General features: G+C 61.9%; 14 protein-coding genes. 11 read left to right on the forward strand and 3 right to left on the reverse strand.

The annotated features are described in order from the left end of the window. Positions 1 to 64: 64 nt before the first annotated feature. Complete coding sequence (locus IB249_RS29185) at positions 65 to 520, forward strand: flavodoxin (protein WP_192309777.1); 456 nt, start codon at positions 65 to 67, stop codon at positions 518 to 520. On the opposite strand, the gene IB249_RS29190 is transcribed toward IB249_RS29185, so the two are convergent. Beyond that, positions 501 to 1,397 (reverse strand): LysR family transcriptional regulator, encoded by an 897-nt coding sequence (locus IB249_RS29190; protein WP_192309780.1) that lies wholly within the window; start codon positions 1,395 to 1,397, stop codon positions 501 to 503. The genes IB249_RS29185 and IB249_RS29190 overlap by 20 nt on opposite strands. A 93-nt stretch (positions 1,398 to 1,490) precedes the next feature. Here IB249_RS29190 and IB249_RS29195 point away from each other — a divergent pair, with 93 nt between their 5' ends. The 5 genes from IB249_RS29195 (at position 1,491) to IB249_RS29215 (ending at position 5,551) form a co-directional block, all read left to right on the forward strand. Beyond that, positions 1,491 to 1,877: a CidA/LrgA family protein gene (locus tag IB249_RS29195; RefSeq protein ID WP_192309782.1), complete on the forward strand. Its 387-nt coding sequence runs from the start codon at positions 1,491 to 1,493 to the stop codon at positions 1,875 to 1,877. Beyond that, positions 1,867 to 2,553, forward strand: coding sequence for an LrgB family protein (locus IB249_RS29200; RefSeq protein WP_192309784.1), 687 nt, complete (start codon positions 1,867 to 1,869; stop codon positions 2,551 to 2,553). The genes IB249_RS29195 and IB249_RS29200 overlap by 11 nt, the downstream gene beginning before the upstream one ends. Positions 2,554 to 2,684: 131 nt before the next feature. Beyond that, a complete protein-coding gene (locus IB249_RS29205) occupies positions 2,685 to 3,467 on the forward strand; it encodes a class II aldolase/adducin family protein (RefSeq protein WP_192309787.1) in 783 nt (260 codons plus the stop codon). Then, entirely contained in the window at positions 3,467 to 4,369 is a 903-nt protein-coding gene (locus tag IB249_RS29210) for an alpha/beta fold hydrolase (protein WP_192309789.1), read from the forward strand. The genes IB249_RS29205 and IB249_RS29210 overlap by 1 nt, the downstream gene beginning before the upstream one ends. A gap of 270 nt (positions 4,370 to 4,639) precedes the next feature. Continuing rightward, positions 4,640 to 5,551, forward strand: a complete 912-nt coding sequence (locus tag IB249_RS29215) for an SDR family oxidoreductase (protein WP_192309791.1) — start codon at positions 4,640 to 4,642, stop codon at positions 5,549 to 5,551. A 54-nt stretch (positions 5,552 to 5,605) separates the two neighbouring features. Here IB249_RS29215 and IB249_RS29220 read toward each other — a convergent pair whose 3' ends face one another. Then, entirely contained in the window at positions 5,606 to 6,373 is a 768-nt protein-coding gene (locus IB249_RS29220) for an N-acetylmuramoyl-L-alanine amidase (RefSeq protein WP_192309794.1), read from the reverse strand. Positions 6,374 to 6,957: 584 nt separating this feature from the next. Here IB249_RS29220 and IB249_RS29225 point away from each other — a divergent pair. The 4 genes from IB249_RS29225 (at position 6,958) to IB249_RS29240 (ending at position 13,354) form a co-directional block, all read left to right on the forward strand. Further along, positions 6,958 to 8,751 carry a DUF1302 domain-containing protein gene (locus tag IB249_RS29225; protein WP_192309796.1) on the forward strand — a complete coding sequence of 598 codons (1,794 nt, stop codon included), beginning with the start codon at positions 6,958 to 6,960 and terminating at the stop codon, positions 8,749 to 8,751. 23 nt (positions 8,752 to 8,774) lie between these two features. Further along, positions 8,775 to 10,142 carry a DUF1329 domain-containing protein gene (locus IB249_RS29230; protein ID WP_192309799.1) on the forward strand — a complete coding sequence of 456 codons (1,368 nt, stop codon included), beginning with the start codon at positions 8,775 to 8,777 and terminating at the stop codon, positions 10,140 to 10,142. A 140-nt stretch (positions 10,143 to 10,282) separates the two neighbouring features. Next, positions 10,283 to 12,835, forward strand: coding sequence for a helix-turn-helix transcriptional regulator (locus IB249_RS29235; RefSeq protein ID WP_192309802.1), 2,553 nt, complete (start codon positions 10,283 to 10,285; stop codon positions 12,833 to 12,835). A 192-nt stretch (positions 12,836 to 13,027) separates the two neighbouring features. Continuing rightward, positions 13,028 to 13,354 carry a hypothetical protein gene (locus IB249_RS29240; RefSeq protein ID WP_192309805.1) on the forward strand — a complete coding sequence of 109 codons (327 nt, stop codon included), beginning with the start codon at positions 13,028 to 13,030 and terminating at the stop codon, positions 13,352 to 13,354. Positions 13,355 to 13,378: 24 nt separating this feature from the next. On the opposite strand, the gene IB249_RS29245 is transcribed toward IB249_RS29240, so the two are convergent. Next, positions 13,379 to 14,173, reverse strand: coding sequence for an IclR family transcriptional regulator (locus tag IB249_RS29245; protein ID WP_192309807.1), 795 nt, complete (start codon positions 14,171 to 14,173; stop codon positions 13,379 to 13,381). A gap of 162 nt (positions 14,174 to 14,335) precedes the next feature. On the opposite strand from IB249_RS29245, the gene hmgA reads away from it, so the two are divergent. Continuing rightward, positions 14,336 to 15,640 carry a homogentisate 1,2-dioxygenase gene (gene hmgA, locus IB249_RS29250; RefSeq protein WP_192309809.1) on the forward strand — a complete coding sequence of 435 codons (1,305 nt, stop codon included), beginning with the start codon at positions 14,336 to 14,338 and terminating at the stop codon, positions 15,638 to 15,640. Position 15,641 lies beyond the last annotated feature (1 nt).

Raw genomic sequence — 15,641 nt, forward strand, 5'->3', positions numbered from 1 at the left:
AAAAGAACATTCAGGACGGTGCTGTTAATATCCCGGTCTTTTACACAGCTCCAGGATCAGATTGATGAAAGTCGCCATCCTTTCCGGCTCGGTGTACGGCACGGCTGAAGAAGTCGCCCGCCACGCCGCGAACCTTTTGAAGACCGCAGGTTTCGAGGTGTTCCACAATCCTCGCGCGAGCTTCGCCGATGTCCAGGCCTTCGGCCCCGAAGCGTTCCTGGCAGTGACCTCGACCACCGGCATGGGCGAGTTGCCAGACAACCTGCAACCCTTGTACTTCGCCCTCCGCGATCAGTTACCGGCGGCCTGGCGCGGTTTGCCGGGTGCGGTGATCGGCCTGGGCGATGCGAGTTACGGCGACACGTTCTGTGGCGGCGGCGAGCTGATGCGTGAGTTGCTGGGTGAAATGGGGGTTCGCGAAGTGCTGCCGATGCTGCGCCTGGACGCCAGCGAAAGCGTGACCCCGGAAACCGACGCCGAGCCCTGGCTGGCGCAACTGGTCAGCGCTCTGCACGGCTGACGGGCCGCTCGCGCAACAGCGCGAGCCAGGCTTGTGCGGCCTTTGACAGGTAGGCGCCCTCGCGCCAGATGAACGCGATGTCCCAGCGCAGGTAGGCGGGGGCCTTCAAGGTCAGGCGGACCACGCCCGGTCGCACCAGCCCCCGCGCCACCACTCGTGGCAACAGCACCACGCCTTGACCGGCAGCCACCAGCGCGGCGAGGAAGTCCGCCTGGCCGCTGCGTCCGCCTTCCTTCGGGGTGAAACCCACTTGCTGGCAGGCTTGCAGCAATCGGTCGTTGAGCACGAAGCTGCGCTGATACAACAGAAACGGCGTATCCGCCAATTCCTCCAGCCTGATCGCGGTCTTTGTCGCCAGTGGGTGATCGGTCGGCAACAACGCGTCCATCGGTTCATCGCAAAACGGCTGGAAGGCGAACTGCGGGTCCTTGGGCAGCAAGCTGCCGCCCAGTTCCAGCTCACCGCTCAGGACACCCTGCTCGATGTTCAGGCTGCCGCCTTCGAGCAAGTGAATGCTGATGTTGGGGTAGCGACGCCGGTATTCGGCGAACAACTCGGCGAACAGCGCATCGCTGCCCAGCAGTGGCAACCCCAGGCGCAGTTCGCCCCGGGCCAGTTGGCTCAAGTCATCGAGCTCGCTGAGCAGTTCGTTGCGCAGGCGCAGCATGCCTTCGGCGCGCTGCAGCACCACGCTGCCGGCGGCGGTCAGGCGCAATTGCGAGCCGAGGCGTTCGAGCAGCGGCGTACCGAGGCTCTGTTCCAGTTGGGCGACCTGCTTGCTCACGGCCGACTGACTGATGTGCAGGGTCTTGGCCGCCTGGGTGAAGCCCCCTTGGTGCATGACTTCGACGAAGCTGCGCAGCTGTTTGAATTCCATTGCCTGATTCCATTGTGGAATGGCTTTGAGTCTAACAATTCGCTTCGGGGATGGCAGCCCGCTCCGTAAAATGAGCCGGCGAGGACTGAAGACATGAATGCATCCACCCTGAAAAACCTGGCCCGGCTGGCCACCGAACTGGCGGTCCTGCTGGCGATCTATGGGCTCGGCTGCCGGCTGGCTGTCTGGTCGGGCTGGCCGATTCCCGGTGGTGTCATCGGCATGGCGCTGTTGCTGCTGGCGTTCGCGCTGGGGCTGGTCAAGCCGGCCACGTTGCAGAAGGGCGCCGGTCTGTTGATGGCCGAGATGCTGCTGTTCTTCATCCCGGCGCTGATGAGCCTGCTCGATTACGGGGGGCTGTTGCGTGACGAAGGCTGGCGCATCCTGCTGGTGATCGGCGTCAGCACCCTGGTCGTGATGCTGGTGACGGCGTTCACCGTCGAATGGGTGGTGCGCTTGAGGAGGATCCGTGAAGCTTGAGTGGATGCCGATGTTCTGGCTGATCTTCACGCTGCTGGCGTATGGATTCAGTCGCTGGATCTATCAGCGCACCGGGCGTTACCTGCTGTCGCCGCTGATTCTGGTGCCGGCCTTGCTGCTGGCGCTCGCCGTGCCGCTGCACACTGCGTACGCCGAATACTCGAGCAACACTCATTGGCTGATGGGGGTTCTGGGGCCGGTGACCGTCGCATTCGCGGTGCCGATCTGGCAGCAGCGCCAGGTGCTGATGCGGCATTGGTCGGCCCTTCTGCTCGGGATGCTGGCCGGCAGCGCGGCGTCCATCGGCAGCTCGTTCGGGCTGGCCCGGGCGCTGGCGCTGGACAGCTCGGTGACGATGTCGCTGGTGCCGCGCTCGATCACTACGCCATTCGCCATGCCCCTGGCCCACGACCTGGGAGGCGTGCCTGAGCTGACGGCGGTGTTCGTCATGTTCACCGGGGTGTTCGGGGCGATGCTTGGCGGCATCCTCCTCAAGTGGCTGCCCCTGCGCAGTGCCCTGGCCCGCGGCGCCCTGTTCGGTGTCGGCGCGCACGGTGCCGGGGTCAGTCGGGCGCGTGAAGTCGGCGGCGAGGAAGGCTCGGTGGCGGGGCTGGTGATGGTGCTGACGGGCCTGTTGAATCTGTTCGCTGCGCCCTTGTTGGCGTCGGTCCTTTGACATGGATCCAGACGACTTCGCGGACTGACTCGCTCGGCCATCAAGCTGGCTGCCAATGCAACTACAGGAACCTCGCTGCCTGACTAGACTGCTTCACGTGAGCAGAATAATAAGAACAGGAGTTCCTTGCCGTGAGCGTAGCCCCCGTCCAATCGCCCCACTCTGTCAGAGATCAGGTCAGTGCCGCCGAGTGGCAGACCCGTGTCGACCTGGCTGCCTGTTACCGCTTGGTCGCCCTGCATGGCTGGGACGATCTGATTTTCACCCACATTTCCGCCAAGGTGCCCGGCACCGAAGACTTCCTGATCAACCCGTTCGGGTTGATGTTCCACGAGATCACCGCATCGAGCCTGGTCAAGGTCGACCAGGCGGGCAACAAGCTGATGGACAGCCCTTACGAGATCAATCCGGCGGGCTATACCATCCACAGCGCCGTGCACGAGGTGCGCCACGATGTGGCCTGCGTGCTGCATACCCATACGGCATCGGGCGTTGCCGTGTCGGCGCAGAAGCAGGGCATCCTGCCGATCAGCCAGCAGTCGTTGTTCGTCCTGTCCAGCCTGGCCTTTCATGCCTACGAAGGTGTCGCGCTGAACCCTGAAGAGAAGGCGCGGTTGCAGGCCGACCTCGGTGAAAGCAATTTCCTGATGCTGCACAACCACGGCCTGCTGACCTGCGGCGGCACCATCGCCGACACGTTCCTGATGATGTTCATCTTTCAGCGCACCTGCGACATCCAGGTCATGGCGCAGAGCGGCGGTGCCGAACTGATTGCCATCCAGCCGCCGATTCTGGCGGGCGCCAAGGCGATGATCGCCGGTGTCACCAAAAGTGCTCAAGGGATGGGCGGCGCACTGGCCTGGCCAGCGTTGCTGCGCAAACTCGATCAACAAGACGCGGGATACAAACTCTGATGCCTCTTGCCGAGATTCCCCTGAGTGTCTGGCGCAAACGCGGCCAGTCGTTCGTGTTCCATGGCCAGACCGTGCGTTACTGGACGGCCGGGCAGGGTGAGCCGCTGCTGCTGATCCATGGCTTTCCCACCGCCAGCTGGGACTGGCATTACCTGTGGCAGCCCCTGGCCCAGCGCTATCGCCTGATCGCCTGCGACATGCTGGGCTTCGGTGATTCGGCCAAACCGCTGAACCACGAATACAGCCTGCTGGAACAGGCCGATCTGCAGCAGGCGCTGCTGGAGCATCTGGGTGTCGAGCAACCGGTGCACGTGCTGGCCCACGACTACGGGGACAGCGTGGCTCAGGAATTGCTGGCCCGGCACTACGAAGCGCGCATTCATCTGGCCAGTTGCGTGTTTCTCAACGGTGGCCTGTTTCCGGAAACCCATCGCCCGGTACTGATGCAGAAACTGTTGCTCAGCCCGCTGGGCTGGATGATCGGTCGTGCGTTCTCTCGCGATGCGCTGGTAAAAAGTTTCCGGCAGATCTTCGGTCCGCAGAGCCGGCCAACCGAAAGTGAACTGGATGATTTCTGGAGCCTGGTGGAGAGCAATCGCGGACCACGGATCCTGCACAAACTGATCAGCTACATTCCCGAGCGGCGGGTCCAGCGCGACCGCTGGGTCAGCGCCATGCAGCGCGGCGAAGTGCCGTTGCGGGTCATCGATGGCGAAGTCGATCCAATCTCCGGCGCGCACATGGTCCAGCGCTATCGGCAACTGATCCCCAGCCCGGACACGGTGTTGTTGCCCGGCATCGGCCACTACCCGCAGACCGAGGCGCCGGCACAGGTATTGGAGCACTACCTGGCGTTTCGCGACCGGCTGACGCCTGCGCCGCTCAAAGTCGCGTGCTCGTAGGACCAGCTTCGGCTGCTGTGGCAACGAGCTTGCTCGCGAAAAGCGTCCGGACATCTCGCGCTTTCATTGAAGACCCTCGCCGGAACGCCGCCCGGAGCCGGCGCGCGCTCCCACGCGTTCCCCCATAAAGGGCATGCAGACAGTCCAGTCCGCAGGCGCATCATCCCCCAGCCTTATCGCACACCATTCAGCCTTGCCCGGGATCATTGTGACCCGACCCTGCGTGGCCGACACTCGGATTCATAGTCCCTGGCCTGCTGGAGTCCCGCAATGAACGAGTCTGTGCGTTTCGAAGATAAAGTCGTGATCATTACTGGCGCCGGCGGCGGCCTGGGGCGTGCCCACGCGTTGCTGTTCGCCCGCCACGGGGCCAAGGTGCTGGTCAACGACCTCGGCGGCTCGACCCAGGGTGAAGGTGCCAACGCATCGGCCGCCGATCGCGTGGTGGCGCAGATCCGCGAGGCGGGTGGCATTGCCGAAGCCAACCACGACTCCGTCACCGACGGCGAAAAAATCGTTCAGAACGCCCTCGATGCCTTCGGCCGTGTCGACGTCGTGGTCAACAACGCCGGCATCCTGCGCGACAAGACCTTTCACAAGATGGACGATGCCGATTGGGACCTGGTGTATCGCGTGCACGTCGAGGGTGCCTACAAAGTCACCCGCGCCGCCTGGCCACACCTGCGCGAGCAAAACTACGGTCGGGTGATCTTCACGGCGTCGACCTCGGGCATCTACGGCAACTTCGGTCAGTCCAACTACGGCATGGCCAAGCTTGGCCTCTATGGCCTGACTCGCACCCTGGCCATCGAAGGTCGCAAGAACAACATCCTGGTCAACGCCATTGCCCCCACCGGCGGCACCCGCATGACCGAAGGCCTGATCCCGCCGCAGGTGTTCGAGCAACTCAAGCCGGAACTGGTCAGCCCGCTGGTGGTGTACCTGGCCAGCGAAAACTGCCAGGAAACCTCCGGGCTCTTCGAGGTGGGCGGCGGCTGGATGGGCAAGGTGCGCTGGGAGCGCAGCCTCGGCGCGGGGTTCGATCCACGGGCCGGGTTCTCGCCTGAAGACGTGGCCGCCCACTGGCAGCAGATTTGTGATTTTGAAGGCGCGGCGCACCCGAAAGACAACATCGAAGCGCTGAAGGAAATGATGAACAACCTGCAGAAGTACGCGATCTGACGATCCGGCCTGTGGGTGGGAGCGAGCAGGGTCGCTCCCGCAGTGTCTCAACATTTACGCAAAGTACTTGCTGACCAGCGCCGCCAGGTTCGCCGCGGTTTGCACATCCATGACCCCGTCGTATCGCTCGGGGCGGAAGTGCAACTGAAACGCCCGCACCAGTTGGGTGAAGCCTTGATCGTTGACCGCGCCGCAAACGTCATAGCCATAGGTCTTGAACAGCCTGAGCAATTCGGCCCGCTCCGGCATTGCCGTTTGCGTGTACTGATCCTGGAAAGTCTGTTGGGTGGCTTCATCGAACCAGGCGCCGACGCCCTTCAAATACAGCGCATGCCAGGGAAACCTCGGTCCCGGGTCGCTTTTGCGACCGATTGAAATGTCCGAATGACCGAGAACCTGGGTCGGAGCGATATCCGGGTAACGTCCCAAGATGTTCAACGCCAGCGTTTCAATCGCCTCGATCTGCGCCGGATGATAGGGCGGAAACGTGAACACGCCATCCTTGAAGGATGCAAGGTTGACGATTTCCACGCCTATCGCGGTGTCGTTCAAACTGGTTCGACTGCCCCAGGCGCTGACGCCCGCGTGCCACGCGCGATGCTGTTCGTCGACCAGATTGAAGACTTCCTGCTCACGATAGCCCGCATCCAGATAACTCTGGTCCGTCATGTCGGGGATCAGGTAGTGGGCGCTCACATTCGGACCCGTCAGTGTGCTGAGGGAATTGGAAAAGTTGCCGGCGGTGTAATGGAAAACAAGAAAGCGGATGCGGCTGTTGTAACTTTTTATGGAGCGGAATTTGTTATAGAGGATGGGCTTCATAAAAATGCTCTTGTATGAGTGGGTTGATCCTGCGATTGCGGCAGTGATCAGCTTTGCTCATTCGGCATTTCGCGTGGTTACAGATTCCTGTAGTCACTTTCCTCAAGTGACGTCAGTCATCAAAAACTCACCCAAAAAAAAGGCCGCTGCAAACGCAGCGGCCAAGGTAAGACGTTGGATTAAGGAGCTACAAATCAACGTCAGTGCACACAGGGTGAAGAGCCGAAAACCTTCGACTCCTCTGAATGTTGTCGCCGCATCACACCGCGTCGCGACGGGCTTCCAGGCGGTCCTCGTGAAAGCCAGACAAGAATAAGCGACTGAACCCAAAGGAAAAATAGCGATTCCCGACATGCAGTATTGCAGGCTGAGCAACAGTCGGGGGCCGGGGATTCGATTGGCTCTGTTACATCATGCGTCTGAATGATCAGCCCCTATCCACTGCGTCCATGCCTGGCGCAATCCCGTGCGCTGCAAGGCCATTCATCCTTTCGAGCGACACCGCAAATACCTCCTTCGTGCGCTTATCGCCTCCCGGCGGCGGCAGTAGGGTGTGGCCTTCTGTCACTCACCGGGGAAGACGCATGACAAAAACAACAATGCGCGCCATCTTCACGCCGCAGGCGCTGGCCACTGCGGTGGCCTTGGGTTGCTGTGCCCAGGCGCAGGCAGTCTCATTCAACATCGGAGAAATCGAGGCCACGTTCGACTCTTCGCTTTCGGTCGGCGCGAGCTGGGGCATGCGCGATGCCAAGCAGTCGCTGGTCGGCACCGTCAACGGCGGCAGCGGGCAGGCATCGACCGGTGACGACGGACGCCAGAACTTCACCAAGGGTGAAACCTTCTCGAAGATCTTCAAGGGCATCCACGACCTCGAGCTGAAATACGGCGACACCGGCGTGTTCGTGCGGGGCAAGTACTGGTACGACTTCGAACTGAAGGATGAAGACCGGCCGTTCAAGCCGATCAGCGATCACAATCGCAAAGAGGGTTCCAAGTCGGCCGGTGCGGAAATCCTCGATGCCTTCGTCTATCACAACTATTCGATCGCCGACCTGCCGGGCTCGGTGCGTGCCGGCAAGCAGGTGGTCAGCTGGGGGGAAAGCACGTTCATCGGCAACTCGATCAACAGCATCAACCCGATCGACGTTTCCGCGTTTCGCCGTCCGGGCGCCGAGATCAAGGAAGGCCTGATACCGGTGAACATGCTGTTCGCCACCCAGGGCCTGACCGACAAGCTGACGGTGGAAGGCTTCTATCAACTGGAGTGGGACCAGACCGTTCTCGACAACTGCGGCACCTTCTTCGGCGGTGACGTCGCGGCGGACGGTTGCACCACCGGCTACACCGTCGCCAGCCCTGCAATCGCCCCGTTGCAACCCATTGCCGCAGCGTTTGGCCAGGGCTTCCAGGTCGGCAGGGAAGGGGTGATCGTGCCCCGTGGCGGCGACCGCGATGCCCGCGACTCCGGACAATGGGGCACGGCGCTGCGCTGGCTGGGTGACGACACCGAATACGGCCTGTACTTCATGAACTACCACAGCCGCACGCCGTACGTCGGCACCAGCACCGCCGGGCTGGGTACGCTGGCGCGGCTGCCGGCGATCATCGCAACCGCGAACGCCATCGCCCCCGGCAGCGGTGCAGGCTTGGCCCAGAGCGTGATGCTCGGGCGCGGCCAGTATTACCTCGAATACCCGGAAGACATCCGTCTCTATGGCGCCAGCTTCTCCACCACCTTGCCCACCGGCACCGCGTGGACCGGCGAGATCAGTTACCGGCCCAACCTGCCGGTGCAGATCAACAGCACCGACCTGACCCTGGCCATGATCAACCCGATTGCAGGCGGCGCGGCATCGCCGATTGCCACTCGGCCCGGGGCTGACAACAAAGGCTATCGGCGCAAGGAAGTGACGCAGGTCCAGAGCACCCTGACGCATTTCATCGATCAGTTCGCCGGGGCCGACCGGCTGACCCTGGTGGGCGAAGCGGCGGTGGTTCACGTCGGTGGCCTGGAGGACAAAAGCAAACTGCGTTACGGCCGTGATTCGGTCTACGGCCAATACGGCTTCGGCGGCGACACCGACGGTTTCGTCACGTCGACCTCCTGGGGTTATCGCGCCCGCGCGATCCTCGATTACAACAACGTGATCGCCGGGATCAACTTCAAACCCAACCTGTCGTGGTCCCATGACGTCGCCGGTTACGGCCCCAACGGTCTGTTCAACGAAGGCGCCAAGGCGATCAGCGTCGGCGTCGATGCGGACTACCGCAACACCTACACCGCGAGCCTGAGTTACACCGACTTTTTCGGTGGTGACTACAACACTCTGGAAGACCGTGACTTCCTGGCGTTGAGCTTTGGCGTGAACTTCTGATCTGGCTGAGAAGGATGATTTCAATGCGCAAGATGATTTTTCAGTGCGGCGTTCTGGCCCTGGGCCTGTTGGCTGCCAATGTAATGGCCGCGGTGTCGCCGGAAGAAGCGAACAAGCTCGGCACCAGCCTGACACCGTTGGGCGCAGAAAAGGCCGGCAATGCCGATGGCTCGATTCCGGCCTGGACCGGCGGCCTGCCGAAAAATGCCGGCGCGGTGGACAGCAAGGGCTTCCTGGCAGACCCCTTCGCCAATGAGAAGCCGCTGTTCACCATCACGGCGGCCAACGTCGATCAATACAAGGACAAGCTGTCCGACGGGCAGGTCGCGATGTTCAAACGCTACCCACAGACCTACAGGATTCCGGTCTATCCGACGCATCGTACGGCGGCGGTGCCGGCGGACATCTACGAATCGGCCAAGCGCAGTGCGCTGAACGTAACACCGATCAACGACGGTAACGGCCTGGCCAATTTCACCGGCAATCGTTACTACGCCTTTCCGATTCCGAAGAACGGCGTCGAAGTGATCTGGAACCACATCACCCGTTATCACGGCGGCAACCTGCGTCGCACCATCACGCAGGCCACGCCGCAGGCCAATGGCGATTTCACCGTCATCCGCTTCAAGGATGAAGTGGCCGTGCCTTCGCTGCTGGGCGATCTCAAGCCGGGCAGCGACGATAACGTGCTCAATTACTTCAAACAGGAAGTCACGGCGCCGGCGCGGCTGGCGGGCAACGTGCTGCTGGTTCACGAGACCCTCGACCAGGTCAGGGAACCGCGCAAGGCCTGGATCTACAACGCTGGCCAGCGTCGGGTGCGGCGTGCGCCGCAGGTGGCGTATGACGGCGTCGGCACCTCGTCCGACGGGTTGCGCACCACCGACAACTTCGACATGTTCTCCGGCGCGCCGGATCGCTACGACTGGAAGCTGATCGGCAAGAAGGAAATGTACATTCCCTACAACAGCTACAAGCTCGACTCGCCGGACCTCAAGTACACCGATGTGATCAAGGCCGGGCACATCAACCAGGACCTGACCCGCTACGAACTGCACCGGGTCTGGGAGATCGTCGCCACGGTCAAGCCCAACGAGCGCCACGTCTATGCCAAGCGCCACATGTACATCGACGAAGACACCTGGCAGGTGGCACTGGCGGACCACTACGACGGTCGCGGGCAACTGTGGCGTGTGGCCGAAGGGCACGCGCAGAACTACTACGATCATCAGGTGCCGGCCTATACCGTTGAAGCGTTGTATGACCTGATCGCCGGACGCTACATCGCCCTGGGCATGAAGAACGAGGAGAAGCGCAGTTTCGAGTTCGGCATCGAAGCCAAAGCGGGTGACTACACGCCGGCAGCGCTGAGGAGTACAGGCGTTAGGTAACCATTCCTACGTGCTCAACAGAAAAAGGTGACTTTGCGGTCACCTTTTTTATAGGGGCCAATCAGTGTGTTGAATACTTCTTCAACAAGCCGTGTGGAGAGGACTAGGGTGACGCTACAAAAATAACAAGGCGCACCGCTATGACCGCCATGACAGCATGGCCGGACCGTCCTGGATTCCTGCCCCGTCTATCCACCCATCACCTGTCTCGCGAGCGACTGACCGAGCCTCTGCTGGCCTCGAACGCACGGGTCAAGCTGATCTGCGCACCGGCCGGCAGCGGCAAGAGTGCGCTGCTCATCGAATGCCTGTTGCGTGCGCCGGCGTCCTGCCAGGTCTGTTGGCTGCCGTTGGCCGGGGCGTCGATCAGTGCCGCTGAGTTTGTCCTGCGCCTGGCGCAGGGGCTGGGATCGGACGCGGTGGACGAGGCCGGATTGCGCGCGCACCTGGCACGGGTGCAAACGCCGATCTGGCTGTGCCTGGATGACTATTGCCGCACGCCCAATCCGGAGCTGGACCCGTTGCTCGACCGCCTGCTGGCCGACAGCAGCCCGGCGGTCACCTGGTGGTTGAGTGCGCGCCGGCGCCCGCTGTGCAATTGGCCACGGTTATTGCTCGCGGACGAACTGTACGACTGCGAACGTGAAACCCTGGCGTTCACCCAGGCCGAAATCGCCGGGCTGCTGCGTCACCTGGAGCCGGAGCAGGCCGCCAGGCGTGCCGGTCGAATCATCGAATTGAGCGGCGGCTGGTGCGCGGGCGTGCGCATTGCCCTGCTGCAAAAGTGTGACAGGTCGCGCAATGAGCAACTGCACGGCCGGCCGGACACCCTGCATGACTACCTCGAACACGAGCTGTTCGGCATTCTCACCCCGCAACTCAGTGAGGCCTGGCGCGTGCTGGCTCATTTGCCGCGATTCAACGCCCGCTTGTGCGAACACCTGTTCGGTGCCGGGGAGGGGGCCCAGTGCCTGAGTACGTTGCAGGCGTTGGGTTGTTTCATCGAACCCTGGCGGGACTCCACGGACTGGTTGCAGGTTTTCGCGCCGCTGACCCAGTTGATGCGTGAGGAACAGTGGCCGCAGGCGCGATCCTGGCATCGTCGCGCCTGCCAGTGGTTCACGGCCGAGCACGACTGGAAAGCGGCCTTCGAGCAGGCCTTGCTGGCCGAAGAATTTGAAGTCGCGGTCAGCCTGTTGCGGCATTTCAGTTTCGAGCACCTGTTCGAGGAACAGACCATCGTGCTGTTGTTGCGCCTGCATGAGCGCAAGGGGGAGGCCCTGATGCTGGGTTCGCCCCAACTGGTGGGGCTGATCAGCGCTGCCCTGCTGGTCGCCGGGCGTTTCGAGCAGGCGGGTGAGTGCATCGACAATCTGTCGCGCTTCCTGCCTCAGCCGTCGGCGCTGCTGCAACGCCAACTGATCGCGCGCTGGCAGACATTGCAGGGGTGGCTGCTGCATTTGCAGGGGCGCATGGAACCGTCGCAGGCCCATTTACAGGCAGCGCTCGGCGAGCTCGGCCCCGAGGTCTGGAATGCCCGGGTGATGTGCCTCTCGGGGCTGACTCAGCAGGCCCTGTTGCGTGGCGAGCTGGATGTGGCGCAAGCCCTTAACCGTGAAGCCTTGTGCCTGGCGCGTGCGCAGGATTCGCTGGTGTTCGAGGGGCTGCTGGAACTCGATCATGCGCAGTGCCTTGAGCAGCGAGGGGCGCCGTGTCGGGCGGAGAATCTGCTGGCCCATCTTCACCAATGGTTGAGTGATCGCGCCGAGTGCGCCGTTCCGCTGTTGGGGCGAATCGCCCTGCGGCGAGGTCGTCTGGCCCTCAGTCGTGGCGAGGACGAGGTCGCTCGTGGTTTCTTTCAGGCCGGCCTCGAGCATTGCCTGCACAGCCAGGATAAACGCGTGCTGTATGGGTTTCTCGGGCAGGCGCAGCTGGCCGCCAATCAGCGCGATTACGCCCAGGCGTTCAATCGCCTGCGCGACGCCGAGCGGTTGATGCAACAGCGGCAGATTCCGGACACCGTCTACCGGGGGGCGTTGCTGCAATTGAGCAGTCAGTTCTGGCTGCAACAGGGGCGCCCGGAACTGGCCTGCGAGGCCCTGACCCGGGTGCTGCGGCATTACCGCGGGCCTCACGCACGCCAGGCCCCGCCGGCCACGTTGCAATTGATCGCCCGTATCGAGTACCAGTTGGTGCTGGCCGAGACCTATCTGCAAAAAGCGCAAAACCCCCTCGACACGCTGGGGGCTTTGCTCGAACGCGCGCAGGCTCAGGGGATGCTGGCCCTTGAGTGCGAGCTGCATCTGGCCATCTGCGAAGTGGCGGACCTGACAGGCCAACCCGCGCGCGCCAGCGCTGCGCTGCAGACAGGCCTGGAGCTGGCGGCCCGCTGTAATTTACAGCAACCCCAGCGCGAACTGCGCCTGCGCCGGCCGAGCCTGTTCAGTCGATCGCAAGAGGGAACGCACGTGATCCCGGGGACAACGGACGCCCACTTGCTCAGTGGACGTGAGCTCGAAGTGTTGAGCCTGATTGCCCAGGGCAACTCCAATCAACAGATTGCCGAGCAATTGTTCATTTCGCTCCACACCGTCAAAACCCATGCGCGGCGAATTTACAGCAAGTTAGGTGTAGAACGACGTACGCAGGCGGTGGCACTGGCAAAAAAGTCTGGGTTCATTACTTTGGCCTGATGCAAGTTTTGTCCTGTTTGTCGTCTGTCTTTGTTAGTTGCTGTTTTATTGTTTTCTGCGCAACAAATTAAAACACACCGCACGATTACAAGTGTCGTTGTTTTAACTAATATCCGCTCCAGTGCTTAAATATCAAACAGTCATGGAATGGCTGGGTGGGCACTGTCATTTTATTAATTAAGGATTGAAGAAATGGAAAGTCTTAATATTGATCGCGTGCGTGCCATCCTGCATGCGCGGGTAAGTGGTCGCGGCATCGATGTCGATAAAGTTTATATTACCGGTGTCAATACGCCTCAGGAAAAGTTGGTTATCTACTCGGAGTCCCTGGTGTGGGCGTGCTTTCTAATGTTGCAGGAAGGACAAGTACCAAAGTTCGGCGGCGAGCACATGGGCGTTTTCTCCGAACGTCATACATTCGACGATAAATACCGCTTCAAAGGTCTGGAGTTTGATGAAATCAATGGCCTGGGTGCGGACATGGCCAAGGTTTTTCTGGCTGAACCTGCGATGGCCTGAAACCGGGTGGTAAACCCCCGTCTTTCATGAACCCGGAGCGGTGGATTCAAATCCCATCCGCCAACTCACGGCCCGTGTCGCCGCCAGCAATCGCTGCGCCGCCGGGCCGTTTTCGTCGGCGTGAAACAGGGACGCCGGGCCAACGATGGTCATCACCGCAACCACGTTGCCCAGTGCATTGAACACCGGCGCCGACAACGCGTCGACACCCGGCATCAGCAAGCCATGCACATGGTGCAGGCCACGCTGACGGATCTGCTCGCACAGTGTGGCGTAAGCCTGATCATCCGCCAGTGCATGGGCCTTTACGTTGTGCAGTTCCTGGACGCGCAAGTCGATGGTTTCACGCTTGGGCAAAAAAGCGCCGAACACCAGCCCGGTGGATGAACTGAGCAGCGGCAGCACCGAGCCCAATTGCGTCACCACGGTCACCGCGCGCACGGCCGGCTCGATGTGCACCACCGTTGCCCCCTGATTACCCCACACCGCCAGGAAGCAGGTTTCATTCAGCTCGTCGCGCAACTCGGCCAGGGGCAGGGCGCCGACTTTCAGCACGTCCATACTGTTGAGTGCGGCCAACCCCACGCGCAGGGCTTCGCGCCCCAGGCCGTAGTGGTTGGTGGTGACATTCTGTTCGGCAAAACCGCTGGCGATCAGTGCCTGCAAATAACGATGGACCTTGCTCGCCGGCATCTGCACGTGCTCGGCCAGGCGCGACAGCGAAGTCGACGGCGCCAATTCGGCCAGTGCCTTGAGGATGTCGGTGCCGACCTCGGCCGAGCGGACTTTCTGTTTATCGTTGTTGCGCGGCGTTTCCATGGTGGCGATCTGATCCGGGACGAATGGGCGTCTTTATAGCTTGACGGTCAATACCGATCAAATTACGTTAAGCGTAATTGAATTACGATAAAATAACCCAGGCGTGCCGCCACCTCTGCAACAGAGTGCCGGCCATTGCCTACGCCCTGTTCAGGAGGCTCCATGAACCTCGATTCAACGTCGCCAGCGCTGGCTTATCAGTCGGGCTTCGGCAACGAATTCAGCAGCGAAGCGTTACCCGGCGCGCTGCCCGTCGGCCAGAACTCCCCGCAAAAAGCCCCCTACGGCCTGTACACCGAACTGCTGTCCGGCACCGCGTTCACCATGCCCCGCAGTGAAGCGCGACGCACCTGGATGTATCGCATCCAGCCCTCGGCGAATCACCCCGCCTTCGTCAAGCTCGAGCGGCAACTGTCCGGTGGCCCGTTGGGTGAAGTGACGCCCAATCGCCTGCGCTGGAATGCCCTGGAGATGCCTGCCGAACCGACGGATTTCATCGATGGCCTGGTCAGCATGGTGGCCAATGCCGATGCCGATAAACCGACCGGCATCAGCATCCACCAGTACCGCGCCAATCAATCGATGGAGCGGGTGTTCTACAACGCCGACGGCGAACTGTTGCTGGTCCCGCAACTCGGGCGCCTGCGCATTGCCACCGAACTGGGCATGCTGGACGTGCAACCGCTGGAAATCGCCGTGCTGCCACGGGGCCTGAAATTTCGCGTCGAGTTGCTTGATCCGCAGGCGCGCGGGTACGTCGCCGAGAACCACGGTGCGCCGCTGCGTCTGCCGGACCTGGGGCCTATCGGCAGCAACGGCCTGGCCAATCCGCGAGACTTCCTGACCCCGGTCGCGCACTACGAACACCTCACGCAACCGACGATGCTGGTGCAGAAATTCCTCGGTCAGTTGTGGGGCTGCGAACTCGATCATTCGCCCCTCAACGTGGTCGCCTGGCACGGCAACAACGTGCCGTACAAGTATGACCTGCGTCGGTTCAACACCCTCGGCACGGTCAGCTTCGATCATCCAGACCCGTCGATTTTCACCGTCCTGACGTCGCCGACCAGCGTTCACGGCCTGGCCAACCTGGACTTCGTGATCTTCCCGCCCCGTTGGATGGTGGCCGAGAAAACCTTCCGGCCGCCGTGGTTCCACCGCAACCTGATGAACGAGTTCATGGGCCTGATCACGGGCGAGTACGACGCCAAGGCCGAAGGCTTCGTGCCCGGTGGTGCGTCGCTGCACAGCTGCATGAGCGCCCACGGCCCGGATGGCGAAACCTGCACCCGGGCGATCAACGCCGAACTGGCCCCGGCAAAAATCGATAACACCATGGCTTTCATGTTCGAGACCAGCCAGGTGCTGCGTCCGAGCCGTTTCGCCCTGGATTGCCCACAACTGCAAACCCGCTACGACGCCTGCTGGGCCACGCTGCCCGCCACTTTCGACCCGACCCGGAGATAAC

It is taken from the genome of Pseudomonas sp. PDM04 (assembly GCF_014851765.1).
In the GTDB taxonomy this organism is placed as follows: Bacteria; Pseudomonadota; Gammaproteobacteria; order Pseudomonadales; family Pseudomonadaceae; genus Aquipseudomonas.